Below are 24,282 nucleotides of genomic sequence, written 5' to 3' on the forward strand. Positions count from 1 at the left end.
GCAAAGCATTCCTTATGGAAGAACCCTCAGAACATCACCCGTTTCCCTCCATGGAATATTACAACATCGTGGAAGTGTTGTGCGATGGTATGCACAGCAGTGTGTATAAGGCCGTGCAAAAGGCTACCCGTCAGTATGTGGCCATTAAACTGATAAAAGGGCATTTATTGTCAGGCAGGCAGTTGCAGGAACGATTTGACAGAGAAGTACGGATCTGTGCAGAAATCAACCACCCTTATATTGTAAAATTACTGGATACCGGTTATACCGGTGACCACCTGCCTTTTGTTGTTTTTGAATACATTGCCGGTATTACCCTGAAACAGTTCCTGCAACAGGAAGGTGCCATCAACCTCCCGCTGGCAGTAGAACTGATGGGGCAGGTACTGGACGCGCTGGCCTGCGCGCACGGCATGGGCATTGTGCATCGCGACCTGAAGCCGGAGAATATTATGATCACACAACCCGGCGCCAGACCCTATGCCAAGGTGTTGGATTTTGGCATTGGTGCTTTTATGGGAGATAGTTTTCCGGTAGATGATACCGCCGGTACCCCTGCCTATTGTGCGCCGGAGCAGTTGCGGGGAGAACCGCCCACCACACGGTCCGATCTTTATGCCTGGGGGTTATTGCTGACAGAATGTATCACCGGTACGCCTGTTGTGAACGGCCTTACCGCCGCCGCCGTATATGCGCAACAGTTAAGCCCCGACCCTGTGCCGCTGCCGGATTTCATCGTCGGCCATCCATTGACCGGATTGCTACAAAGGGTGCTGGAGAAAAAAGCAGTTAACAGAGCAGGGGACGCACATCAGTTGCTGCAGGAACTGGCCGCCATGGACTTCATAGGTCCGCCGCTGACGGCGCCTGTGGATAACCTGCTGAAATCCTCCCACACCGGAACAATGAATAACATGCTGGCATGGAACTATGAAAAACGGGAAAAACGACTGATTACTGTACTGTGTATAAAACTGGATGTACCGGGCTGTTTGGGTACCCATCCGGAGGAGGAGATGCTGGAGGAATTACAACACCGGCAGCTAAGCACCTGTGCTGCTATAGCAGCTCGTTTCGGCGGTTTTGTGAAAGGCATGATGGCCGATCATCTGCTGATTTATTTCGGTTATCCACATACAACAGATAATGATGCACGCATGGCCTGCCGGACCGCACTGGAGGTATTGGGCAATATGCAGCAATGCAGCCTGGCGCTATATGAACAAAAGAGAGTCGTGTTGGAGACCAGACAGACCATACATACCGGCACCATTATTTCGCGGCGAAACAGAGTGCCGGAAGGCACTACCGCCAATACAGGATTCAGGTTGCTACCCTATACGCCGGCCAATCGTATACTCGTTACCGGTAGTACCGCTGCCTTGATCGCCACCTTTGCAGAACTGGAAAAGGGCCATGCGGTGGCAGGAGAGGCGTTTTTGCCGGTGCAGGAAACGTTCTACGTACTGAAAGAGCGCCGCGCGGAGGCATTTTCGCAGCTATACGCCGTAGCGGCCAACCGCTCCATGCATGGCCGGACTGCCGCGCTGGATACCATTATCCGGCATTTTGAGCAGGTGGATGTTGTCAGGAAAAAGATCGTGTTGGTCACCGGTGACGCCGGCATCGGCAAATCGAGGTTGCTGTTGGAAGCCCGGAAAAAAATGACGGCCGTTACCCTGATGGAGCGTCGCTGTTTGCCAGAGCATCGGCATATCGCCTTGTTTCCTTTCATGGAAATTATCCGTCAGTATTATGGGTTATATCAGCACGCGGGAGATCGGATTGTGCCGCTGCTGGAACAGCTGTTGGCTGTTGCCGGTTGCGACCCGGCCGTTACCTTGCCGGTGCTGTTATCGTATCTCGGATTCCCTTTTACCGACAAATATCCACCGCTGCAGACAGCGCCGGCAGAGCAGAAAAAGATCCTCTTTCAGGCGTTAAAAAAAATGATGGGAAATATCTCCCGAAAGAAAAAATATGTATTGCTGTTAGAAGATCTGCATTGGATGGATCCCAGCAGCCGGGAGTTGCTGGCGGACATGATTGCCGGAAAAGAAGAGAACGGCGGACTGTTCCTGCTTTCAGCCAGAACAGCATTTACACCCGAATGGGACAGTACTTCGTTTACCCAACTCTCACTGGGCCCCCTGGATGTATGTGCTGCGAGAGACATGATAGAGGAGCAGCTGGGGGAAGGAAAAAAGATAGCCACCGCTTCGCTGCATTATGTGATGCAGCATACAGACGGCGTACCGTTTTTTATTGAAGAGCTGCTACAGCTGTTACTGGCAGAAGGGTGGCTGGTGGCGATGCGGGACACTTATCATCTTGTGGATGATGGCCGGCAGCCCGGTGTGCCGCTGACGCTGAAAGAGCTGTTACATGCAAAGCTGGACCAGGCCGGTGGCGCCAGAGAAACGGCGCAGCTGGCCGCAACGATAGGACGGGAATTCTCTTCCCGCCTGTTGATGAAAGTCGCCATGAAAGAAGTCTGTAGTGTATGGAATGACTTGCAGACACTGACAGCCGCCGATATCATTGTTCCTTTACGGACGGAGAAAGGGTTGTGGTATGTGTTCCGGCACATGCTTTTTTGTGAGGTGACGTATGACAGTCAGCCGGTACCGGCGCGGGAACAGGCGCACGCCCGTATTGCAGAGGAGCTGATAGCGGCCATAGATCCCGACGGGCAGCCGGATGTGCTGGCGGTGAATGCCCTCGCGCAACATCTGTATGGTGCAGGAAATGTGGCCGCGGCCATTGAGTGGCAATTGACGGGTATTCAGCAACTGATCAGCACATCGGCCAACCGGGAATGTATCCCGCTTTGTGAACAGGCGCTGAAATGGCTGCGGGAGCTGCCCGACGATCATATCACTGAACTGGCTATCCGGCAATACCTGCTTTCCAATCTGGTGATTGTGGAAGGATATGGGGCTACTACCGTAGGCGAGCAACTGGATATCATGTACCGGTTGTATGAACAGGTGCCCGCACAGGAGCAGCTGCTTCCCGGCATGTTTATTTATACGAGTTACTACGCCATGCGGGGCGACTGGAAAATGGCCGCCATGGTGGCACAGCGGTTATATGAGCAGTCGTTGGCGTTGCAGGACATAAAATACGCGATCGTTTCTGCTGTTTTTCTTGGGCTGCAATTGTTTAATGATGGCCGGTTTAAGGAGGCCGCTGCCGTACTGGAGAAAGCGCTGGCGTTGTATGATCCGGCCAGTCAGGATGAGCGAACCGCTGCCGGCACAGCGACTGTCCGCAGTTGCTGGGATGCTGCCATGGCTGCCATGGAAGCGGTTTTCCGGCATTATGCCACCGCAGAAAGCCGGGTACAGGATTGTTTGCGTTTCGTGAACAGTTCGGATGGACAATCATATATCACCGAAACCTATCGTTTGTTATCGCTGGCAGGCGCCGGTAAGCAGGCCTATGCCATTGCCCGCAAATACCTGGCCTTATCGCAGCAAATGGCGGAAAAACAGCAGGGGATGGTGATGCGGCGTATCGCTCCCCTCCGCCGGTCTTTTTATATCAACAGCACATCAGCTACTGCTATCAATCCTTTCCCCACCACTACCTGCCTGCCATAGCGCGTTTCAATTTTTACGGATGAAGCTGTTCTGCGGTATCGACTGAAATATGTTGAAATAGGAATTTTTTATACCGCTGGTTAGCTTTGAAACAGCAAGTCAATGGAGCTCCGGATTGACTATCAGCAGGCGGATACCGAAAAGCCTGAAAAGAGTAGGTAATACTTTAAAATTTTAATAAGATGGCTGATTATAGTTTATCAGTGCAGTTTACCCAGGCACAGCTGGATATCCTGTACGCTACTGGTAGTAATGTGGTAGTGGCAAAACCCACCGGAGGCTCTAGTCCCAATGTTGCCTGGCAGGTATTTAGGCCCATGCGCTCCAACAAGCTTGGCTGGGGTGAAGAATATGGTATCTATGCTTCTACTTCCAAAGTAGAAAATGGTGCCAAGCTGGAGCAGTTATCTGCTACACCGATAGGTGCTGCCAGGAACAAGTTGTATACCCTGGAACCTTCTGCTAATATCAAAGGGCCGGTGAGTGGCGGTAGTCCGGACGCATATGCCCTTTTGAATAAATATGATCCACAACCCTACATGACGGTAGGTCTGTACCAGGATGCTACTGTCAATGGAACCGACATTATAGGCAATGCGCTGTCTGCAGTTCCTGTACTGCTGTCCAGTACTGCCACTATGACTCCCTTTACCACGGTTTATATCTGGCTCCAGTCTCAGGTAATCAGCAATACTGTTGTTTCGCTGGTAACATCTCCCATGACCCAGCTCAAATATGGTGATGGGGTGAACAGTTTGTCTGTAGCGTATGACAGTAACTCTGGTAAGTTCTTGTCTACCGACAATATCAGAGCCACGGAAGCCCTTATTTCGTTTATTGAGCCTATTTTGTAAACCCCATTGCCGGGGCCTTTTCTCCGGCTAAAAGAAGCACTATGGAAACTGTATGTGGTACTGTTACGATGCAGTCCCTGTTACTAGCCATGCAACAAAGAAACCTTGTCTATAACTACGATTTCCGGTATTACAGCAATAAAGTCATAGTAGGGAATGACGTCACTTACAATTCCCCTGATGGCTGGATATACCTTGATCCCGGAAGGAATGGCAAGATCGGCTTTGACCCGGCCAATAACACCTGTATCATTACGAAAAGCGAGGATAACAGCCCAATGCGTTTTGCCCAGGCTCTCCATGAATTCCCGCGCTGGCAATCCGTGCTCGCTGGCAGGCAGGTAACGGTAAAGGCTATACTGAATATTCCTTCGGGGGCGGAAGTGACGCTTTCGCTGACAGACGGAATAGACGCCGGCACAATTGCCCGTAAAGGCAGCGGTCTGACGGAGATGGTAGTACAACTGACCATCCATCCTAAGTCCACCGCTGTACTTGTGACCGTGGGTTGTGCCACGCCTTTTGCGAAGATCGCGGTGTACAGCATGTGTGCCAATGTAGGTGCGGTGGCGCTGGACAATCTTCCCTGCACGGTGCAGGGAATTATCGGAGAGCGAAGACAATATATCGCTACCGATAGTCCTCCGGCAGAAGAATTGTCGCTCTGTAATCCGGCGGCGGAACTGGGCCTTGATTTTTCCCGGCTGAACAGCGTCATCAACGGCCGTTTTGGCACCGGCCCCAACAAGCGGTCGCTCTTACCCGATATGCGGGGATACTTTAGCAGAGCCTGGGACCATGGTGCGGGCGTCGATCCGGATGCCGGTCAACGTAAGCCCCTCGGCGGTACGATCAAAGGCGATAACGTGGGAACCCTGGAAGAAGATGAATTCCTCAAACATGACCATCCGTTGTCATTCTCCACAGACAAGCCTATCCTGACCGGTAAAGAAGGACCGGCCACTATTATCAACACCGGTAATACCTCCAATACCAAACCCGCCGGAGGTAAAGAAACAAGGCCTAAAAATTTGTCGGAGTTATTTACGATCAAATGGGCCTGAAATTTTTAACCCTTTAATCCCAATTAATTATGGCAAACTTCATCCTTAGATGGGCTAACAGATCCCAATCCACACAGGACTGGATGGTCGATGTGCCGGATCAATTTACCCTGGCGCCGGACTATGTACGGACCGTCAACGTAACCCTTAACAACGATTATACTTTTCAGATAGCGGTGAGCACCGAAGGAGGATTTGCAGCCGCCACGCTGAACTATCACCATGGTTCAGGCAACTGGACCCTCCATAGCAACACGCCCAACGAATGGCGCCTGAGCACAGGCAACGGTTATGTTACCGTGGCTTGTATGCTGGAAGATGTATATGTGGGCCGGAACCGCCTCGAATACTTCGCTGCAAGGCCGGAGGCCGACATCGCCAGTACTAAAGACGGATATCCGGCTTATCAGCTGTATCAGGACGATACCGGAACAATTTATTGCACACCTACCAAAGTTAAAAGTCACCAGGTAGGCGCCATGTGGATTAAAGCCTGCCTGGCAGCACATCCCGGCACCAGCTGCGATGGCAAGCCCTGGATCAGCGAAGACCAGGAAGGGGTTATCTGGCCGTGATAGATGTAGTATGTATGCGAAAGCGCGCGCCGTATTCCTTCTTCGGAAGGAATGCGGCGTATTGTTGTCGTGTGTAAAAAAATGTTGATACGTGACAGAGGGTTTTAGATGTTTCCATCGTCATATATCCGGAAAACCTAAAACCCTTTACACCATGCGTTTATTTTGTAGTATCCTCACCTTTGCCATGATGGGCCTATTGAGCTTTTCATCATGCAGTAAAAAAGAACAATCAGAAGACAACAAAACTGTCAGTAAAACATCACCTAAAGTCAGTACAGAACAGATCAATTACCGGCAGGAATTACGCAACTTCATTCAGGAAATCAGCGCCTGGGCAAGAACGCGTAAACCCGGATTTATAGTGGTAGCACAAAACAGCACAGAACTGCTGACGACCACCGGCGACACGTCTGATCCTATTGTACCGGACTACCTCAACGCGCTCAATGGTATTGGCAGAGAGGAGTTGTACTACGGCTACGAGAACAAGGACAATGCCGTTACGCCTGCTGCTGTTACCCAGGAATGGGTACGATTTGGCAAACGGGCTACCACCAACCACCTGACCGTGCTTGTTACCGACTATTGCAGCCAGGCGCCGTTGATGGCTGCCTCTTATCAAAAGAACGAAGCCAACGGATTTATCTCTTTTGCCACCGCCAGCCGTCAACTGCAAACTATTCCTGCCGGTGCGCCCAATCATGAAAACGCGAACAACATCAACACATTGGCAGACGCTAAAAATTTCCTTTACCTGATCTCTCCTGATGATCAGTATATCGCCAAGCTGAAAGCAACCAACTATGATGTGCTGATCATCGACGCTTTCCCGCCGGCGGGAGGAAAAAATACCTGGACTGCCGCGCAGATCAACTCACTCAAAGTGAAAAAGAATGGTGGCAAACGCTTAGTACTGGCTTATATGAGCATGGGACAGGCAGAAGATTACCGCTGGTATTGGAAGCCGGAGTGGAATACACAGCATCCGGCATGGATGGCCGCACTGGACCCTGAATGGGAAGGTAATTACTATGTTCGTTACTGGATGCCGGAATGGAAAGCCTATATCTATGGTAACGCTGACTCCTATACGCAAAAATTACTGGACGCCGGTTTTGATGGCACCTACCTCGATCCGGTGGATGCTTCCGGATATTGGGAAAATCCGCAATGAAAATAGTGGATGATAAAAAAAGGCGAATCGACAGGATTCGCCTTTTTTAATTTGCTCCGACACCAATTTAAATATTTCCCCAGGCAGACCATCCGCTACCACTTATCCAATAAGTGGTGGTCATGATCGTAGCATTAGCAGCAAATACATCAACAAAGTTAGGTCCCCTTGAAATAGCTGCAGGGATGGCATTAATAGGACCGCCGAGGTTGACGGAAGATGACCAACCGGTGCCGGTCCGGTTGAAATTGATCAGGGCGCTGCCATTCCTGGCAAAGACCTGCAGATTATTGGCATCCCTGGCTACTACAACAGGATCGGAGGACAGTGTGCCTCCCAGGTCGCTCCAGGCACTCCATCCCGTACCTTCTACCCAATTCAGCGTAACCAGGCTGTTGGTACTACTGCGGGCGAAGACATGTAGAAGTTGCGTTGTGCTGGCATTGACCGCCGGAGCACCGGCAATATTACCGCCAAGATTATTCCATGTAGACCATCCTCCGGTAGTAGACCAGCTTATCTGCGTCAGATTGTTATTGGTTGTTTGGGCGAATACATGCAGGATATTCGCGCCGCTGGAAGCCACCGCGGGTTGCGAGGTGAGTATACCGCCCAGGTCTTCCCAGGCAGACCATCCGGTGCCGCTGGTCCAGGTCCTGGTAACGAGGGTGTTACCGGCGCTTCTGGCAAAGACACTGATCACGCCGGGTGTTCTGGCATTCACTACCGGCGCATCGGCGATACTGCCGCCCAGGTTTTCCCAGGTAGACCATCCTTTGAAGGCTGTCCATGAGATGTGTATCAGATTATTGGAAGGTCCTTTGGCAAAAACATCCATGTAGCCGCCAGCCCGCGCTACCGCCGCCGGGATAGAGGAGACAGGTCCCAGTGGTTGCCATCTGGACCATTTGCCGGTGTTGTTCCAGGATTTGTGCATCAGGTTACCGGCAGGACCAATGGCAAAAACGCTCATGTTATTCGCATCTCTGGAAATGGCCACCGGAGGGGAATAACAAGGAGCATCCACCGGAACGCGATAGAGGTATTCCAGGGCGAGGCGATCGTTGGCGGTAAAGCTGCCACTGGGGTCACCGGTGGTGCCCAGGCTGTAACACGCCAGCATAAAAGAGCCGGCATCGGGGCCCGTAGGTGTACCCGGAATAGGGATAGCGCCGGCAGTACCAGCTCCCTCGTTGCTGCCACTACCGCAGCTGTAGCTGGAATTGTTCCAGTCGGTATGCCGCAACCCAATGGTATGGCCCATCTCATGTTCCACCACATGCCTGATAAAATCCACGTTGTTGCCCAATTGCGATGAGCAGGTATTGATGGTAATAGTCGGATAAGGGTGACCGTTAACCGGGAATCCCGAAAAACCCAGTTGACCTGCGCTAAGGCAAGCGCCCTGCACGGTAATGTCCGCCGTAGTGGTGGTTACGTATTTAAAAGTGAGGTCGAGGTTCAGCGCGTTGTAATTATTGATGGCCTGCTGCACCGCCGCGACATACACACTGCTGAGGTTTACGGTACGTACCCTCAATTCACGTGGTAAACCACCTACCAGTTGCGTTGTTCTGTACTGCTCTGTTGCTGCCACCCGGAGAGCAGGGCCTGCCGGTCCCAGGTCGCGTTCATACAGCAGAATATCCCGCTCTACGAGATAACCACTGTCGATACGTTGCAGGTCTTTGGTATTGAAGCCTAATGCCCTGATACGGGCAAGAACGGAAGCATCGACAGGGCCGGAGTTACCTGGATCATCACGTTTACAGGAAATGCTCTGAAAAATGAGCAGACAACATAGGAAGAAGATGAATTTTTTTTGCATAAGGGACAGATTTTTAGCTACATGAAATGAAGAGGAATACAGCGCCAGGCTTTTGGGTTATACTTTAGGGAAAAGCTTTATCGGGATAGTGGCGTAAATATAGGCGGGATGGGTGCTACGGGGTCACAGGTGGGGAGCATGGCTATCTCGCAGACCAAATCAGTAATATGGATGCTGGGAAGCGAAAATAAAAGAGGGACCAATCATCTCCGGGATGATTGGTCCCTTAAAATTTCTCCAAAGACGGTTTCCCGTAATGATCGGCATTTTTCATTATCTAGTTTTGATGTGACACTAAATGATGTTTATGAAATTAGAAGAAACTAAGTGGAGTTTTATGAAAACGAAGTATTACGTATCCTTAATTCAACAAGCTAATGGAGATCAGGAAGTCCATTGTGAAACCTGCCGAGCGCTCCCTAAGCCGGAACACAGAGTGTTGCTCGGAGAGTTTTATGCCTGCCAGGATGCAGTAAGGGCAGCACGAAAAATCTATCTAACAGCCGATGGCTGTAAAATATGTTCCCCCACATGTCATTCGAGGTAATACAAGAACGAATATATATTGCCATTTTCCTTCCGCCATTTTTAAATATCCTTTGTTTTGTAAACCTCAAAATGTAATTCCTTTCTCCAAAAGAAAAACGATTTATTATGGGTTGGTCATTCCGTAAATCTATTAGCGCCGGACCATTCAGGATGAACTTTTCCAAAAGTGGCGTCAGTTATTCCGTAGGGGGTAAAGGAGCGCGCATCAATACTGGTCCCCGCGGAACATACGTCAACCTGAGCGCGTATGGTATCAGCTACCGGCAGAAGGTGTCTGCTCCTGTTTCCCCCTTATCTCCTCCCTCCTTTGAGACATCACCAGGTGAACGACATAATAATATAACTTCTGCCGCAGTAGAAGAGTTGACAGATACAGATTCTCAGTCATTCATTACTGAACTGAACCAGAAATGTGCAAAAGTCTCCTATGCAAAGGGGGCAAAATTACCATTACTTCTTTTATTGGCAGTATTACTATTTAGCTCCTGGGGTAAACGGGACAGAATAATACAGCCGGCAACAGATACTACTTTTGTAAGAGTAGTGGCCGTAAACGGCGCTAATATCCGAAAAGAGCCCAATGTAAAATCCAGGATTTTAGAAACAGCTACCTATGATCAGAAATATATATTGCTGGACACTTCCAATCGACAATGGCTTAAGGTAGGGGTGTCGGATTCTTCCGGTTATGTCAGCCGTGATCTGGCTGAAATTAGCCATCTTTCTTATGATGAGGTAAAAGAGGAAGAATCGTATCTGGTGAATGAGTATCTGGGATATGAAATTGTTTTGTGGATACTTGGTTTTGTTTTTCTTATTCGCTGGTTGAAAAGGGTAGATAGGAAAAGGTTTACGATGGAACTGCATTACGCCATGGATGATAAGTACGAACAGGTATACCAGCAATTCAAGGCTCATTTTGTTACCTTTTCCCGGTCTTCCAGAATCTGGCAATATCTGAATACCCAGCGTACAACAGATTATAAGCGACATGCCGGGGCGGGTAATCTGATTAGAAGACTGAGGATAAGGGGCATATCTGAGAATAAGATACCGATTCCTTATTTTGTTACCAATGTGGCTATTCCCTATATCTCACTTCACAATCTGGAACTATATTTTTTACCGGAGCGGTTGCTGGTAAAACGTGGAAGCGCTTTTGCTGCCATATATTATAAGAATTTGCATATAACTGGTCGTGTTACTGACTTTATCGAATCGGATATGTTGCCTGGTGACGCAAGAGTGGTTGACTACACGTGGCAATATGTCAATAAATCAGGGGGGCCGGACAGGCGGTTCAATAATAATCGTAAGCTTCCGGTATGTGCCTATTCGGAGTATACGTTTACATCAGATACCGGCGTGTTTGAGACGATAGCCACTTCAAAACAGTCTGCTATGGATGATTTTGCTGGTTTTATTCTAAAAATAGGTGCTTTGCAGGAGAGGGTGGGAGCTTGTTACCAGTAAAAAAATGGTTACCCAAAAGAAAAAGCCTTCAGATCATTAGGTCTGAAGGCTTTTTCTTTTGGCAGAGATAAAAGGCCTGACCTCCGGGTCTATTTCGCGCTCACGCCCGATAGAATGTGTGCTTCGATCATATGAGCAGTAATGGGTCTCAACTGATAGCCAAACACCACCGGATGTTCGCCGGGTAAGGTATAATACTCCATTTTGCCTTTTATTTTAGAATACCAGACTTTTCCTATGGCCTGATAGGTGATCGTGTCCGGGCTGGTTATTTTCCTGAAATATTTCAACTTCATGGAATCTAACGGTACGATCCTCACATTCGGCATGGCCTTGTTACAGGCAACAGGCTCATAATGATCTTCCTGCCAAAACATGCAGGTGCCTGAGCCCGGTGGCTGAATTTTATCCTTCCACCACCACATGCCCCCCGTTCCCACCACCAGCGATAACATTACTGCTGCTGCCAGCGTTTTCGTGGATTTCTCCCTTGTTTTCCGTGGAGCATTGGTTTCTACGATTTTAATGTCTGTACGCTCCCTCCTTTTTGAATCATCTATCCTGATCGGAATTATCGGATTTTCCGGAATTACCGGATTTTCAGTTGGTTTATCCACTTCCGTTGCAGATATATCGATGGGGTGGATTGGCCTTGACACCTCGTTTTCTATTACCGGGCTGGTATTATCTAACGCCGGGTTTTCCTCTATTCGTTCATCACCGGAAATCGTTTTCCCGTTTTCCCAGGGCCTGCCTGGAAAGTCAATTAACCAGGCCAGGAGCTCAATATTCTTCTCACCGGGCTTTTCAGACTTTCCCTTTAGGTAATTGACCAACGGCCTGAACTTATCCGTGTCGCATCGTTGAAGGATAACATGACAGCTTTTCGATTCATTCAAATCTCCACAAAAATCCCTGATGGCCTTTTCATCTCGCTTGCTTACATCATTAGTACATCTCTTCACGCATTCGTCTTTGAGTTTCGCAGGTGTCAGGTGCATCAGACCGTGGGGTAGTGCATTGTTTGCCTTCTTTCGTTCATAGGCTTGCATGACCAGTTGCTGGTAGTCAATAAAAAATGTCGCCATAAATGAAATTATAGAACTGAATAATCGGAATCAGATCCGCATTCCCGGAATTAAAAGTGGAATACCAGGAATTACTGGAATTATTGGAATTGTTTGTAAATCAACCATTTATCTCAATCTATCTTTGTTTTGCAATCGGGTAAATACCTCCTTAGCTAAGAGGTTCTCTGTACAGGACCGGTTCACCCAGGGTTAAGAAAGCGGAAGCCGGTTACCGGCTTGGGAAGCGGTCAACAGCTTCCGTAATCCTCACCCATCCTTCCCAAAAAGCAAGAAGCGCTTCTTCACTATTTCAAAACTCTGCTGCCGGCAGCCCCGGCAACCGGCAGCCTATTGCTTCACAATTCAAAAACTAAAACAATGTTTACTATTATAATAAGCCTTTTCCTGGCATTCCTGCATCCCGGTCATTCCAATAACGGTCATCATAACAATGGCGAACAGGTTACTACTTTGGATGATACCGGTGGCGAAACCGGAACAATTCCTCCAAGGAAACCCAATCCATAATTTTCCGTGAGGCAAGAAATTTCTTGCCTCACTTTTTTTTATTACCCGTCAATAATAATGCTCTCAAAATGAAGAAATTCGATACTTTTAAGAGAAATAATCCATCGTGCGTCCCTCAACCATCATCCTGCCCATACTCCTCGGCAGCCTTTTAGCCTGCACATCCAATCGGGAGCACCCGCAACCCATCTCTGCACCCACGTTGGAAAAAGGAGAATCTTTTTTCAATAAGAATAACGATTCTGCCTTTTATTACTTTAATCTCGTTGCAACATCAGCTACAGACAGCCTGAAAATTGCCATGGCCTATACTTATATGGGAATCATCCAGGCATATGAGGGCGACCATTACGGGGGACAGGAAAGCCTGTTGAAATCCCTTACTTATCTGGATGAACACAAAACGAAAGACCAGGAATGTCTGATGTCAAATTATCATGAACTGGGTAATATCTGTCTCGATCTCAAAAACTACGAAGCAGCTATCGACTATTATCGTCAGGCGCTTAAATATATTAAGCAGACAGGTGACGAAACCATTGCCTTAAACGGTATCGCCCTTACTTACCAGAAGAAAGGCGACTATGATCAGGCCATCGATATGTACAAATCCCTGCTGGCTAAGAGTAAGGATAAGAAAAAAGAATATGCCCGGGTACTCTCCAACTATGCCAAAACCAAATGGTTGAAAGATTCCACGTATCCTGCCGGGCCTGAGCTGCAACGGGCGTTACAAATCCGTAGGGATTCAAACGATATCAGGGGACTTAATGCCAGCTACGCACATCTGTCGGACTATTATTCGCTATCCTTACCTGATTCAGCACTCTATTATGCCGTGAGAAGATACGAAATTGCCAGGGAAATGAATAGTCCGGACGACGAAGTAGAAGCCCTTTCAAAACTTATTACACTTAGTCCCGCCAATTTGTTGAAACCTTATTTTATCCGCTACCAATACCTGACGGATAGTATCCAAACGGCAAAGAACGCAGCCAAAAACCAATTTGCATTAATCCGGTACGAGGCCGCAAAAAGTAAAGCCGATAATCTCCAGCTCCAAAAGGATAATGCACAAAGGAAAACCCAATTGGTCATACAACGGTTCGTATTAGTACTTACCATCCTGTTTTTCAGCGCCGGTGGAATTGTTTTAATCCTTAGGTCCCGTAGGCGCCGGCAACAAATAGAGTTTAAATCCCGGCAGACGATACAGGAAAATCAACTTAAAACCTCCCAGAAAGTGCATGATGTGGTGGCTAATGGCTTGTACCGCATCATGGCAGACCTTGAGTATAAAACGGCTGTAGACAAAGAGGAATTGATCGATAAGATTGAGGTGCTGTATGAACGATCCCGCGATATCTCCTATGAAACCCCCACTATCTCAACGATTCCTTTTCCTGATAAAATTGACAATTTGTTGGAGTCATTTAGCTCCGATCATATCAAGGTCCTGATCTTTGGCAACGGTCCTGTGCTCTGGAACCGGATCAATACGCAGATACAGCACGAAGTGGAACATATTCTGCAGGAATTGATGGTTAATATGAAAAAGCATAGTCAGGCCAGTTCCGTGATGATAAAGTTCGAATCTCAAAACGACCAGGTTCAAATCCTCTATACCGATAATGGTATCGGTATTCCTGCGCAAGTTACGTATGGGAATGGACTGAAGAATACGGAAACCCGTATTAAAAGAATTGGCGGGAAATATAGATTTGAACATCCTGTTAAAGGAGTAAAAATTCATATTTCCTTCCCAATAGCTTAGTACATATGATTACAAAAATACTTATTGCAGAAGATCACGAAAGCGCTAATATCTCCGTACAGAAAACGCTGGAAGAATTGGGCATCACTGATATAGCATACGCCTATTATTGTGATGATGCTTTGAACAGGATAATACAAGCAGTTAAAGCCGGAAGCTCTTTCGATCTTCTTATTACCGATTTGTCTTTTGAGCCAGATGGCCATAAACAGACACTGGCCAATGGTATGGAGTTGATTACTGCCGCCAGGAAGGAACAGCCAGATCTGAATGTCCTGGTTTTCTCGGCAGAAAACAGGCCAACCGTTATCGAGCAGCTTTACAATAACTATGAAATCGACGGCTTTGTACGCAAAGCCCGAAACGATGCGCGGGAGCTTAAAGAGGCCATTCATGAAATAGGCCGGCACCGGCGTTATTTTCCGCGTCATATCAGCCAGCTGATCGATAAAAAGAACACTTACTCATTTTCCGATGTTGATATCACGATCATACAGCTGCTGGCACAGGGGACGCTACAGAAAGATATCCCTGTGTATCTTCAGCGTAAAGGGATAACGCCATCTGGCTTAAGCAGCATAGAAAAAAAGCTTAATCACATGAAATCAGTACTGGGCTTTACTAAAAATGAGCAGCTGGTGGCTTATTGTAAAGACATTGGTGCTATATAAGCATCTTTGAAAAATTTCAACGGAAAATACCAGATTACGGTTTTCCGTAAAAAATGGTAATTGACCTGATATATTTTTGTCTCATAAATTTTAACAACAACAACTTTATGAAGCAGAAATACTATGTAAACAACAACGCTCAATCCAACGGCGATCATGAAATTCATGTTGACACCTGTTACTATTTTCCCATGATGCATAACAGGACTTATCTGGGTGAATTTGAAACTTGTCAGGAAGCTGTTCGGGAGGCAAAGAAACGTTATGAAAAATCGAACGGCTGTGTAGATTGTTGCTGGCTATGTCATACCAGCTAAAGGATAATGTCAATTTTTTTGTAACCCCCTTTCTTCAGAATCAATCGAACCATGAAACTCCTATATGCCTGGCTGCTCATAAGCCATGTCCACTGCAACCAGGTAATGGTATATATCTGTGACAGCAGGGGTGCTACAAGATATCATTATAATTCGAACTGCCGCGGACTAGGTAATTGCAAACATCAGATTATCCGTGTTTCTCTGGAGGAAGCAAAGATCACCAGAACGCTTTGTAAGTGGGAGCAATAAATCAGCGGCAACCGGCCCCCTATTTTCATAAAAACTCATCCTGTGTTATGATGACAACTCCCAACAACGTACCACATAAGTATTTGCAGTTTAAAGGAGACCACTCCTACAGCAGATATATCCGAAAGGGTATTCCTTCAAATTCTCTCCCGGCGGAACCTCAGAAGGTAGGTTTCCAGGAGGGTAAATCTCACGGCAGTTACGGCGCACTTTTATTTCATCCCAACTGGAAGACGAAACGAAAGGAAATCCTGCACCGTGATGGGCATCGGTGTATCCATTGCCATAGCGATAAAGATTTGCAGGTGCATCACCGGCAATATCACTTTATAGCAAACCTGCAGCAGTTCCGCCTCCCGTGGGACTACCCCGGCCATTTACTCATCACGCTTTGCGAACCCTGTCATACCAAAGGGCATAGTAAATATAAAGTGCCAACAATCACCATTTAATAAAACATGTATGGGCTTATTTGATATTTTCAATCGGAAACGCCAAAATGGGCATACCCACACCATGATGATCGACAACGCAATACCGGATATCCCGGAGACAACTTTCATTGAAAAAGATGTCCCGGAAAAAGAAGAACCCGTCGAAAAATCGGTTGCGCCGCTCAATGGTGGAATACATCTTTTATACGAATTTCTTGACAAAAATTATGAGTCCAAGGGATATGAGGATGCACTGATAAATCCCGATGCAACTCACCTGGACCAAAATGTGATAGCCTTGAAGAATGACCTGGAAAGGTCTATCCGAAAGGTGAAAACATTTTACGAGGACTTTATCCGACAAATCAATTTCCACATCTCGAGCAGGAGCAGAAGTGGAATGATAGATACCGTTGAGGAGCTTACCATCAAGAAAGAAATTGCCGAGAGTCATATCCATCAGGTGAAGGAAATTGAAGAACAGGCGAAGATTAACGAAGGAGTAGGGCATGGCATCATCATCAGTTACACCCGTGGATTCAGAAATGGTCTGGCGGCCATTTCAAGTCACCTCATTCTGAATAAAAACTTTTAAAGTCAAGTGTTATGAAACATCTATGGATCCGTTTCGGCTGCTTCATGACCGGATATAACTATAATATTTTGCGAAATTGTAGCGAGGCTGCTTTTAAATCTGTGAAGAAGTATACGGCAGCGATGCTGATCGTTTGTATTCTGTGGTTTTTTATAGGATTCACTTTTGCGCAGCGATACTTGTCACTCAGTGTGCCGGGTTGCCTGCTGGCGGCAGGGCTCTCCACTGTGATTATTGTGCAGGTGGAAAAGCAGATCGTCTTATCCGTTAAACCGGGTTGGTTGCTGCGAATTTCGAGGATATTGCTGGCTTTCGTGATGTCTTTTCTGGGTGCTGTGATCATTGATCAGATATTGTTTGCAAAAGATATTGAGGTCGAGAAGAACGTCTACGTTTCAGAAAAAGTAGATAGGCTATTGCCTTCTAAAACAGAAGAGTTGAGGAGACAAATTGCCGCACTGGACACGACGATCAATAAAAAGGAACAGGAAAAAGAGAATTACGTGGCGGATATAAGCAAACGTCCAACCACAACTGTTTCAACCACGCAAACTGCCAGGAAACAGGTGCCTGAACGGAGAGTATCTGCGTCAGGCAGGGATACGACTATCTGGAAAACGGTAGTGGAAGGTACGGTTGCTACTACGCTGGTGCCAAATCCCAAAATAACCCTGATACCGTCCCTTGATTCTGTCATTGGCGCCATGCGGTTGCAAAAAAGCCAGAAGGAGGATGAGCTGCTTCACATCAAGCCTGCACTTGAACAGGAAATGAAAGCGAGTACTGGTTTTTTGGACGAGTTAAAGATCATGTGGCAAATAATAACCGAATCCGGTGTTGCATTAACATTCTGGTTGCTTTGGGTGTCGTTTTTCTTTTTTATAGAGATGTTGGTGTTGTTCGGTAAAATGAGCGACGGGCCTAATGATTATGAAAAGGTGGTATTACACCATATGAACTTGCAGATGCGGCGGCTCGATGCGCTTGCAGAAAGGATTTGAAAGTTGGGTAGTATCTAAATAAAATCAAACTGAAGCCGTACAAGCCTTAAGGTCTTGTACGGCTTTTGTATCGTCTCATTCAATTATCTTTTTCAGTTCTGCCTTGGTAGGTAGATATAATTTATATTCCTTTGCAAAGATGGTTTTATTATCCTTGGGTAAGGTGATTTCAATTATAGCATCACTTTTGTCCTTGCAAATGATAATTCCCACGGTGGGTTTTTCATGAGAGACTTTTATGTACCTATCGTAATAATTTACATACATCTGCATTTGACCAATATCTTGATGTTTTAGTTTTCCTATTTTCAGATCAATCAATACGAAGCATTGTAAAAGGCGGTTATATAGCACGAGATCCACAAAGAAATTTTCTTCGTCAAAGGAGAATCTGACCTGCCTGCCCTGAAAAAGAAACCCCTTTCCCATTTCTAGCAGAAAATGCTCAATTTTATCAATGATGGCTTTTTCCAGATCAGACTCGGTATAGCAATTTTTATCATCCAGCCCTAAAAATTCCAGTATATACGGTGTTTTAAGTATATCCTCCGGTTTTTCAACAATTTGGCCTTTTTTTGCGAGTTCCTGTATTTTTCTTTTGTCTTTACTTAGTATGAGTCTTTCGAAAAGGTTACTGTTGATTTGACGCAGCAACTCCCGCACACCCCAGTTGTTATGGGTAGCTTCTATTTCATAGAATGAGCGTTCATTATTATCCTTTATTCTGCATAACAAAACATAGTGTGACCACGACAAAGGGAATACTTTGGTGGCAGGACGTTCCAGCCGTATTTTGACAGATTCCGCAGACGCTGTCTGCGGAATTGCCAATTGTTTCTGACGATTTTTATACATTATAAAGAATGCCCTTATTTGTTCGAGATTTCGTTCAGAGAAGCCATTCCCAAATTTTTTACAAAGTGCTTTACTCAGATGTTTGATCGTTGATGCACCGTAAGTGGCTTTGGATTGTCCCTTTTGCTCATGTTCAACGATCAGGTAGCCAAGATAGAAATAGGTAAGTGCCATCAGACTGTTGGTCTGTTTTACTGCCTGATGTCTGGCTGCTTCCAAAAGGCTCACAGCTTGCTTTATTAATAGTGTGTTAGCAGTCATAGAAAATACTGGATTTTAAATTTAACTGAGCGGCTAGTTTCTTTTATCTCTTGTGTTAACATCGAATGCTATCATATTGAACATGGTTCTTATTCTGCTGGATAGCTGAAGACCATAGGTATCCTCCAGTTTCTGACTATTTAAGTTAGTAGTTACATGAGTAAGCATTTTTTTGCTGATGAATAACTCATACCGGGATAGTAGAATTTCAGCAACTGCATTACAGGTATTTCCTCTATGGATTGTATTGGCTTCTAATCCCCAATCATCGAAGCAGTATACCTTTGGCATATTTGAAGAGCGGTGGAATGCGTTATGGCTATATTTATAGATGATGTCAAATCCAATTTTGCCGAATTCAAAGCTAATATCCCGACAGGAAACAATATGATACTGATGAACATCTGTACATAATGGCTGCATAAGTGTCATGAGAGTCGTTTTGCCGCAACCAATTTTGCCGGTAAGTAGAATTCCTTTATGAAGGTCTATTCCTTCGTTCGCAGCGCTTACTTCATCTTGCAGGTGGTATATCAGCAGTTTGTGTACTACAGGATAATCTATTTTATCTATTTGGAAATGTGGGCCGTAGATACGTTTTCCGCATTCTTCAAGCAAATGAGTGATTTGGGTATAGTCATAAAAAGGATGGATAGTTTTACTTTTGTTTGGTGTTTCTGCCATTTTTTTATTTTGGAAAATGAATAATTTGAACTACTATGACTTTGTTCATAATAGCTGATTTTGATTGACGGCAGCAAAGGAAAAGAAATAATCAATGTGAGAACAGTCACGAGGGTAGCGATACCCATTATAACTATTTGATAATTAGTGTATTAATTTTATATAATTTTTTCTTTAATATATTTATAATGCGACTAATGTTTTAGCTTTATTTATCAGGTCAATTAGGATACTCGTTACGCCTTTTATTGTTGCTGCATCTGGTGTATAAAAATCACTCCGTAGGCTGCCGGCTGAAATATTTTTCTGTTGGGGAGTTGAGAAGTAATACGAGAAAAAGTCCAGCGTTTTGGTTCTTTGTCCGGTTTTAATTTGGAAAATACCTTGGTCCACACACAATCTGACCAATAGTCCCAGTTGCGCTACGGTAAGTGTGGTATTGACCTTAAAATCTTTCCAACGGGCAAGTTCGTCCGGAACTGTGCCGCTGCCGTCAAGTGTTTCCTTGTTTGTTTGATAACTTATTTCTACAGATAGCCATGTATTTAATTGGTTTTGGAGAGAAAAGTATGTTTTGCAGAAAATTGCGTCAGATTTAACAACTATTTGGTTGATCTGCTTTTGAAGGAATAGAAGTTTGTCAAGTTTTTCACGGACTGTTGGCAACTCTTGAATTTCGGTATGGACTAAATCCGTCCAATACCGGAAATAATGTATATCATTAAAGTTGAGGTAATGTAGTATATCCTGTAGCTTTTCGGTGATAGTTATATCACATTTATGGTATGCCACTAGTTGAACAAGATTTCGTTCAAATTCCTGTAGATAGAAGAGCTGATGATAGCTGATGTTATGACCTCGGTAATCAGTTTTTATCAGATCGTGGAAAGGGAGAAGTGTAATTAGAAGCAGGTTTTCATCGACTTGACGTTTTTTTAATTCATTTTCAATAAAATCCAATTTGACCGTAAAAGATTCCTGCGCAGCCAGCAACGTTGTAACGGGAATTTTACAGTCAGTGTCCAGATAATGTTTAAAGTGGTGTTCTATAAAGGTTAGTAGTTCTTTAAGATAACCGTGGATAATTTTGATGAGATTTGTCAGGGTTGCGTTCGTTGACGGTTTTTCGATGTCGGTGAAGGCTTCTTCCTGCAGGTACATCGTTGTTTGATCTAGTAATGATACCAATTGACGCTGATATTGCCGGATGTGCTGTGTAGTTTGTTTTTGATCGCCAAGGTTATGCAGTTGCCCAAAGAAAAGTAATATGTCTTCCTTTTGGGAGGCTATATCATTGGTAATAAAAAAGAAGAAATTTCTGTCTGGTTGTTTTTGCTGTAAGCTCAGTTCTTTTAAGTCTATGCGTACTACTTTTTCGAGTTGAGAAAAAGGATAATGCTGTTGCATCATAATACTGTAGTTTAAATGTTTTACATAACTATGTACATAGGCGCTAGGTATCTATGCCCATAGGCGTTCTGAAGGGTATGTGTTTTGTGTGAGCAGTTATGGGTTTTATCTAAAAAGAGGCTCGCAAAATAAAGAAGAGGAATTCATAACAATGGGTTTTTGAGGAAATGGCAGGTGTTAATTAGTTGTTAATCAGTTTATTGTGTAAGATAGTAAAAATGATGAGCGCCGAACGGGAAAGGCTATACGGAAGTGAGTAGTTACATTCTTAATTTCTAAAACGCAAAAAGCCTGTACTCATTGTACAGGCTTTTAATTTTTTGCGGACTGGACGGGACTCGAACCCGCGACCTCCGCCGTGACAGGGCGGCATTCTAACCGACTGAACTACCAATCCTCGCTGTGGTTCTGCTTTTCAGCCAAACCGTTGGCCCCGTTTGGGGTTGCAAATATAGAAATATTTATCTGAATCAACCAAATAATTATTCAAATTATTTCGAATAATTATTCAGATGCTTGCTGGTGGCTTGTTTGGCCGCGATTTATATTCCAATAACGCCAGCCGCGCATAGTGATCTGCCAGCCGGGTCGTCTCCGGAAGACGGTATTGTGTGGCCATTTTCAGCACGATATCGGTGGCGGTAGGCAGACTGATTTTATGACCTACGGAGACAAACACCGGATTGATGCCGTCACGGGTACGCAGGGCGTTGCCGATCAGCGCCTCGTCTTCTTCGGCTGTCAGCGGAGCGATACTGCCACGTGCCTCCCCCAGATGGTCGTACCGGCCGCACAGGCGTGTTTTGCCGCAGCCGATCACGGGCTTGTTGAGCGTTACCCCAAAATGACAGGCCAGCCCGAAGCGGCGCTGATGAGCCAGCCCCTGGCCATCGCAGATGATGACGTCGGGCTCCACCTCCAGCTGACGATAGGCTTCCAGCAGCGGTGGCATCTCCCGGAAAGAAAAAAGGCCGGGGATATAGGGGAAAGTGACTTCCATGCAGTGAGCGGCCACGGCTACTACGGACAAAGTGTTGTAATCCAGTACCACCACGCTGCCGGCAATGAGGTCGGTGGATGTGTCATACTCTACGTCGGTACCGGCAATGGTACGGATAGGGTGGGGGAGCATATCGGTGGTGATGACTTGCGCCCTCAGCTGCTCCTGAAGGGTAATGGCATCGGCGGGTGTGATCATGTACTGCGTTGTTTAAGCTACAATATTAACTATTTGTATATTTGATTACCATATCGCGTCACCGGGGCATATTTTTCAACCAGTATAAATGATCTCATCATGACACTTTGCTCGCATCTGAAAGCCATCACCGACATTAAAACAGCTAAGGCCTACGTCTGTGAAGAATGCATCAAACAGGATGGTACCTGGGTACACCTGCGTACCTGTCAAACCTGCGGCGCCACCCTCTGCTGCGATGACTCTCCCGCCAGGCATATGACGCAACATTTTCACCAGACAGACCATCCGGTCGTCTCTTCGGCTGAACCGGGAGAACAATGGCTCTGGTGCTATAAAGACGGAGTTTTTGCTGAATACTGAATAAATTTTTATTAATATTGACGGAATACAAATTCCACCGGATGAACAATGATGATCCACGATACGATAGCCGCGGCGTAACCTTGTGTTAATAATAGCATGTTAATTTTGTCTCCGTCATGGACAATACAACCAATCTGATTTCACCGAAACTGTTGCAGCGCCTCCGCCACGGAGAGGAAGACGCTTTGCGCTCCCTGCTCGATCTGCTCGGGCCGAAAGTGCTGGCATACTGTAAAAAGAAGGTGGGCAATGAGGAAGATGCGGAAGAACTGCTGCTGGACATCTTTCTGAAACTGTGGCATTTCAGGGAGAAAATCGACCAGACTGCCGATGTGCAGGTATTGCTCTTTACCATCGCGCGCAACCATCTGCTGAATTTTATCCGTAACAAAGCTACGCGTCAACTGGCCACCATCGAGCCTGCGGAGACGTTACCACAACAGGAAGACCATATCCGCCAACGGATGGATTATAACGAACTGTTCAGTCAATATCAGCTGGTGCTGGAAAAACTGGGAGAAAAACAGCGCGCCGTCTTCCGCATGAGCCGCGAAGAAGGCCTCTCCCACCGCGAGATAGCAGATAAACTGGGCATCTCCATACGCACGGTGGAAGCCCATATCCACAGTAGCCTGAAAACAATCCGTACAGAATTAAAAGATGCCTATATATTAATCGTGTTACTGTTGATCCGATAAATTTATTTCACTCCACTAAGTAGTCCCTTCTTTTTTCGTGTATATAAGGGAAAGAGCCAGTTAAATATGACGAAGTACGATGCCTCGGACATGCAGGAACTGATCCGGAAAATACAGGAACATACCGCTACTGCGGAAGAATTGCGGCGTTTCCTGCACATGACGGAACAACCGGCGTTAGACGACCTGCTGCCGTATACGGAATGGCAGCAAAGTCAGGAGGAGGCATTGCCATCCGGACTCAAAGAGAAAGTGATGCAGGCGATACCCCGAAACGGGCTACGCTCGCTACAACATTATCTCCGGAAGTCATGGCCCTATGCGGCTGCCGTAGCCCTGCTGCTGACACTGCACCAGCTGCTGCCCCATATAGGGCACCACCAGCCTGCACTACTGACAGCCGCCACCAGGGATGGCGAAATAAAACGTATAACCCTGCCCGATAGTACCGCCGTGGTGCTCAACGCCCGCTCCGCTATCCGGTATGCGTCATCGTCCGATGCCATCCGCGAAGTGTTTCTCGAAGGGGAAGCCTACTTCGATGTCCGGCAAAATGAAAACAAACCTTTTGTGGTACGCTCCGGCGCCCTCAGCACCCGCGTACTGGGCACTACCTTCAACATCCGGGCATACCCCGGTGAAACACAACAGCTGGGCGTGGTGTCAGGGAAAATACAGGTGTCATCCCCGGAGGGTAAATCACTGGTCATGATCAAAGGCGATCAGGTGACCTATGATGCTACGGCCACTTTCGTCAGCATCACCGCCGATCCGCAACAGATAAGCAGCTGGCAGAAAGGCATCATCGATATGAACAACCTGACGCTGCAACAGGTGACGGCTATTCTGGAAAGATGGTACAGCGTTAAAATTGTCCTGTTGACACCAGGCATCGGCCAACACGTACTGTCCGGCACACAAACCAATACTTCGTTAACGGCTACACTGGAATCCATCTGTTTTGTATACAACCTCCAATACCAACAAGAGGGACAGATCATTAAAATCCGCGAAAAACAATAACTGGATGATACTGTCACTCC

22 protein-coding genes and 1 tRNA gene are annotated in these 24,282 nt (G+C 46.4%); 16 read left to right on the forward strand and 7 right to left on the reverse strand.

Annotated features, from left to right (window positions below):
* Positions 1 to 14 precede the first annotated feature (14 nt).
* From ICL55_RS25785 to ICL55_RS25805, 5 genes are all read left to right on the forward strand, one after another.
* A complete protein-coding gene (locus ICL55_RS25785) occupies positions 15 to 3,605 on the forward strand; it encodes a TOMM system kinase/cyclase fusion protein (protein ID WP_188102906.1) in 3,591 nt (1,196 codons plus the stop codon).
* A 182-nt stretch (positions 3,606 to 3,787) separates the two neighbouring features.
* Entirely contained in the window at positions 3,788 to 4,459 is a 672-nt protein-coding gene (locus tag ICL55_RS25790) for a hypothetical protein (protein WP_188102909.1), read from the forward strand.
* Between the two features lie 41 nt (positions 4,460 to 4,500).
* Positions 4,501 to 5,523: a hypothetical protein gene (locus ICL55_RS25795; RefSeq protein WP_188102911.1), complete on the forward strand. Its 1,023-nt coding sequence runs from the start codon at positions 4,501 to 4,503 to the stop codon at positions 5,521 to 5,523.
* Between the two features lie 29 nt (positions 5,524 to 5,552).
* Positions 5,553 to 6,098 carry a hypothetical protein gene (locus ICL55_RS25800; RefSeq protein ID WP_188102913.1) on the forward strand — a complete coding sequence of 182 codons (546 nt, stop codon included), beginning with the start codon at positions 5,553 to 5,555 and terminating at the stop codon, positions 6,096 to 6,098.
* A 154-nt stretch (positions 6,099 to 6,252) separates the two neighbouring features.
* On the forward strand, positions 6,253 to 7,275 hold the full coding sequence (locus ICL55_RS25805) for an endo alpha-1,4 polygalactosaminidase (RefSeq protein ID WP_188102915.1): 1,023 nt from the start codon (positions 6,253 to 6,255) through the stop codon (positions 7,273 to 7,275).
* 67 nt (positions 7,276 to 7,342) lie between these two features.
* Here ICL55_RS25805 and ICL55_RS25810 read toward each other — a convergent pair whose 3' ends face one another.
* On the reverse strand, positions 7,343 to 9,103 hold the full coding sequence (locus ICL55_RS25810) for a M57 family metalloprotease (RefSeq protein ID WP_188102917.1): 1,761 nt from the start codon (positions 9,101 to 9,103) through the stop codon (positions 7,343 to 7,345).
* Positions 9,104 to 9,757: 654 nt separating this feature from the next.
* On the opposite strand from ICL55_RS25810, the gene ICL55_RS25815 reads away from it, so the two are divergent.
* Entirely contained in the window at positions 9,758 to 11,125 is a 1,368-nt protein-coding gene (locus tag ICL55_RS25815; protein ID WP_188102919.1) for a DUF4236 domain-containing protein, read from the forward strand.
* 89 nt (positions 11,126 to 11,214) lie between these two features.
* Here the strand turns inward: ICL55_RS25815 and ICL55_RS25820 are convergent, their stop codons facing one another.
* Entirely contained in the window at positions 11,215 to 12,213 is a 999-nt protein-coding gene (locus tag ICL55_RS25820; protein ID WP_188102921.1) for a hypothetical protein, read from the reverse strand.
* A 360-nt stretch (positions 12,214 to 12,573) separates the two neighbouring features.
* Here ICL55_RS25820 and ICL55_RS25825 point away from each other — a divergent pair, with 360 nt between their 5' ends.
* The 7 genes from ICL55_RS25825 (at position 12,574) to ICL55_RS25855 (ending at position 17,767) form a co-directional block, all read left to right on the forward strand.
* The gene (locus tag ICL55_RS25825) at positions 12,574 to 12,723 is read left to right on the forward strand and encodes a hypothetical protein (RefSeq protein ID WP_188102923.1); all 150 of its coding nucleotides are present in this window, start codon (positions 12,574 to 12,576) and stop codon (positions 12,721 to 12,723) included.
* A gap of 106 nt (positions 12,724 to 12,829) precedes the next feature.
* A complete protein-coding gene (locus ICL55_RS25830) occupies positions 12,830 to 14,497 on the forward strand; it encodes a tetratricopeptide repeat protein (protein WP_188102925.1) in 1,668 nt (555 codons plus the stop codon).
* 5 nt (positions 14,498 to 14,502) lie between these two features.
* Entirely contained in the window at positions 14,503 to 15,168 is a 666-nt protein-coding gene (locus ICL55_RS25835) for a response regulator (protein ID WP_188102927.1), read from the forward strand.
* Positions 15,169 to 15,275: 107 nt separating this feature from the next.
* A complete protein-coding gene (locus ICL55_RS25840; RefSeq protein WP_188102929.1) occupies positions 15,276 to 15,485 on the forward strand; it encodes a hypothetical protein in 210 nt (69 codons plus the stop codon).
* A 299-nt stretch (positions 15,486 to 15,784) separates the two neighbouring features.
* Complete coding sequence (locus tag ICL55_RS25845; RefSeq protein ID WP_246496586.1) at positions 15,785 to 16,189, forward strand: hypothetical protein; 405 nt, start codon at positions 15,785 to 15,787, stop codon at positions 16,187 to 16,189.
* Between the two features lie 10 nt (positions 16,190 to 16,199).
* Positions 16,200 to 16,766: a hypothetical protein gene (locus tag ICL55_RS25850; protein WP_188102931.1), complete on the forward strand. Its 567-nt coding sequence runs from the start codon at positions 16,200 to 16,202 to the stop codon at positions 16,764 to 16,766.
* Between the two features lie 11 nt (positions 16,767 to 16,777).
* Positions 16,778 to 17,767, forward strand: coding sequence for a DUF4407 domain-containing protein (locus ICL55_RS25855; protein ID WP_188102934.1), 990 nt, complete (start codon positions 16,778 to 16,780; stop codon positions 17,765 to 17,767).
* Between the two features lie 75 nt (positions 17,768 to 17,842).
* Here the strand turns inward: ICL55_RS25855 and ICL55_RS25860 are convergent, their stop codons facing one another.
* The 5 genes from ICL55_RS25860 to nfi all read right to left on the reverse strand — a co-directional run bounded on the left by ICL55_RS25860 (position 17,843) and on the right by nfi (position 22,175).
* Positions 17,843 to 18,883, reverse strand: coding sequence for a PDDEXK nuclease domain-containing protein (locus ICL55_RS25860; protein ID WP_188102936.1), 1,041 nt, complete (start codon positions 18,881 to 18,883; stop codon positions 17,843 to 17,845).
* 33 nt (positions 18,884 to 18,916) lie between these two features.
* The gene (locus ICL55_RS25865) at positions 18,917 to 19,567 is read right to left on the reverse strand and encodes an ATPase (RefSeq protein WP_188102939.1); all 651 of its coding nucleotides are present in this window, start codon (positions 19,565 to 19,567) and stop codon (positions 18,917 to 18,919) included.
* A 183-nt stretch (positions 19,568 to 19,750) separates the two neighbouring features.
* Positions 19,751 to 20,977, reverse strand: a complete 1,227-nt coding sequence (locus ICL55_RS25870) for a hypothetical protein (protein ID WP_188102941.1) — start codon at positions 20,975 to 20,977, stop codon at positions 19,751 to 19,753.
* A 323-nt stretch (positions 20,978 to 21,300) separates the two neighbouring features.
* Positions 21,301 to 21,374 (reverse strand) — tRNA-Asp (locus ICL55_RS25875).
* A gap of 111 nt (positions 21,375 to 21,485) precedes the next feature.
* Positions 21,486 to 22,175 (reverse strand): deoxyribonuclease V, encoded by a 690-nt coding sequence (gene nfi / locus ICL55_RS25880; RefSeq protein ID WP_188102942.1) that lies wholly within the window; start codon positions 22,173 to 22,175, stop codon positions 21,486 to 21,488.
* 99 nt (positions 22,176 to 22,274) lie between these two features.
* On the opposite strand from nfi, the gene ICL55_RS25885 reads away from it, so the two are divergent.
* The 3 genes from ICL55_RS25885 (at position 22,275) to ICL55_RS25895 (ending at position 24,262) form a co-directional block, all read left to right on the forward strand.
* On the forward strand, positions 22,275 to 22,538 hold the full coding sequence (locus ICL55_RS25885) for a UBP-type zinc finger domain-containing protein (protein WP_188102944.1): 264 nt from the start codon (positions 22,275 to 22,277) through the stop codon (positions 22,536 to 22,538).
* Positions 22,539 to 22,657: 119 nt separating this feature from the next.
* Positions 22,658 to 23,239 carry an RNA polymerase sigma-70 factor gene (locus tag ICL55_RS25890; RefSeq protein ID WP_188102946.1) on the forward strand — a complete coding sequence of 194 codons (582 nt, stop codon included), beginning with the start codon at positions 22,658 to 22,660 and terminating at the stop codon, positions 23,237 to 23,239.
* A 66-nt stretch (positions 23,240 to 23,305) separates the two neighbouring features.
* Positions 23,306 to 24,262 (forward strand): FecR family protein, encoded by a 957-nt coding sequence (locus ICL55_RS25895; RefSeq protein ID WP_188102949.1) that lies wholly within the window; start codon positions 23,306 to 23,308, stop codon positions 24,260 to 24,262.
* Positions 24,263 to 24,282 lie beyond the last annotated feature (20 nt).

The organism is Chitinophaga varians, assembly GCF_014529945.1.
Taxonomy (GTDB): Bacteria; Bacteroidota; Bacteroidia; order Chitinophagales; family Chitinophagaceae; genus Chitinophaga; species Chitinophaga varians.

Coding starts and splice junctions, on each gene's coding strand:
- ICL55_RS25785 (WP_188102906.1), top strand. CDS start 15: ATGGAAGAACCCTCAGAACATCACCCGTTTCCCTCCATGGAATATTAC.
- ICL55_RS25790 (WP_188102909.1), top strand. CDS start 3,788: ATGGCTGATTATAGTTTATCAGTGCAGTTTACCCAGGCACAGCTGGAT.
- ICL55_RS25795 (WP_188102911.1), top strand. CDS start 4,501: ATGGAAACTGTATGTGGTACTGTTACGATGCAGTCCCTGTTACTAGCC.
- ICL55_RS25800 (WP_188102913.1), top strand. CDS start 5,553: ATGGCAAACTTCATCCTTAGATGGGCTAACAGATCCCAATCCACACAG.
- ICL55_RS25805 (WP_188102915.1), top strand. CDS start 6,253: ATGCGTTTATTTTGTAGTATCCTCACCTTTGCCATGATGGGCCTATTG.
- ICL55_RS25810 (WP_188102917.1), bottom strand. CDS start 9,103: ATGCAAAAAAAATTCATCTTCTTCCTATGTTGTCTGCTCATTTTTCAG.
- ICL55_RS25815 (WP_188102919.1), top strand. CDS start 9,758: ATGGGTTGGTCATTCCGTAAATCTATTAGCGCCGGACCATTCAGGATG.
- ICL55_RS25820 (WP_188102921.1), bottom strand. CDS start 12,213: ATGGCGACATTTTTTATTGACTACCAGCAACTGGTCATGCAAGCCTAT.
- ICL55_RS25825 (WP_188102923.1), top strand. CDS start 12,574: ATGTTTACTATTATAATAAGCCTTTTCCTGGCATTCCTGCATCCCGGT.
- ICL55_RS25835 (WP_188102927.1), top strand. CDS start 14,503: ATGATTACAAAAATACTTATTGCAGAAGATCACGAAAGCGCTAATATC.
- ICL55_RS25840 (WP_188102929.1), top strand. CDS start 15,276: ATGAAGCAGAAATACTATGTAAACAACAACGCTCAATCCAACGGCGAT.
- ICL55_RS25845 (WP_246496586.1), top strand. CDS start 15,785: ATGATGACAACTCCCAACAACGTACCACATAAGTATTTGCAGTTTAAA.
- ICL55_RS25850 (WP_188102931.1), top strand. CDS start 16,200: ATGGGCTTATTTGATATTTTCAATCGGAAACGCCAAAATGGGCATACC.
- ICL55_RS25855 (WP_188102934.1), top strand. CDS start 16,778: ATGAAACATCTATGGATCCGTTTCGGCTGCTTCATGACCGGATATAAC.
- ICL55_RS25860 (WP_188102936.1), bottom strand. CDS start 18,883: ATGACTGCTAACACACTATTAATAAAGCAAGCTGTGAGCCTTTTGGAA.
- ICL55_RS25865 (WP_188102939.1), bottom strand. CDS start 19,567: ATGGCAGAAACACCAAACAAAAGTAAAACTATCCATCCTTTTTATGAC.
- ICL55_RS25870 (WP_188102941.1), bottom strand. CDS start 20,977: ATGATGCAACAGCATTATCCTTTTTCTCAACTCGAAAAAGTAGTACGC.
- nfi (WP_188102942.1), bottom strand. CDS start 22,175: ATGATCACACCCGCCGATGCCATTACCCTTCAGGAGCAGCTGAGGGCG.
- ICL55_RS25885 (WP_188102944.1), top strand. CDS start 22,275: ATGACACTTTGCTCGCATCTGAAAGCCATCACCGACATTAAAACAGCT.
- ICL55_RS25890 (WP_188102946.1), top strand. CDS start 22,658: ATGGACAATACAACCAATCTGATTTCACCGAAACTGTTGCAGCGCCTC.
- ICL55_RS25895 (WP_188102949.1), top strand. CDS start 23,306: ATGACGAAGTACGATGCCTCGGACATGCAGGAACTGATCCGGAAAATA.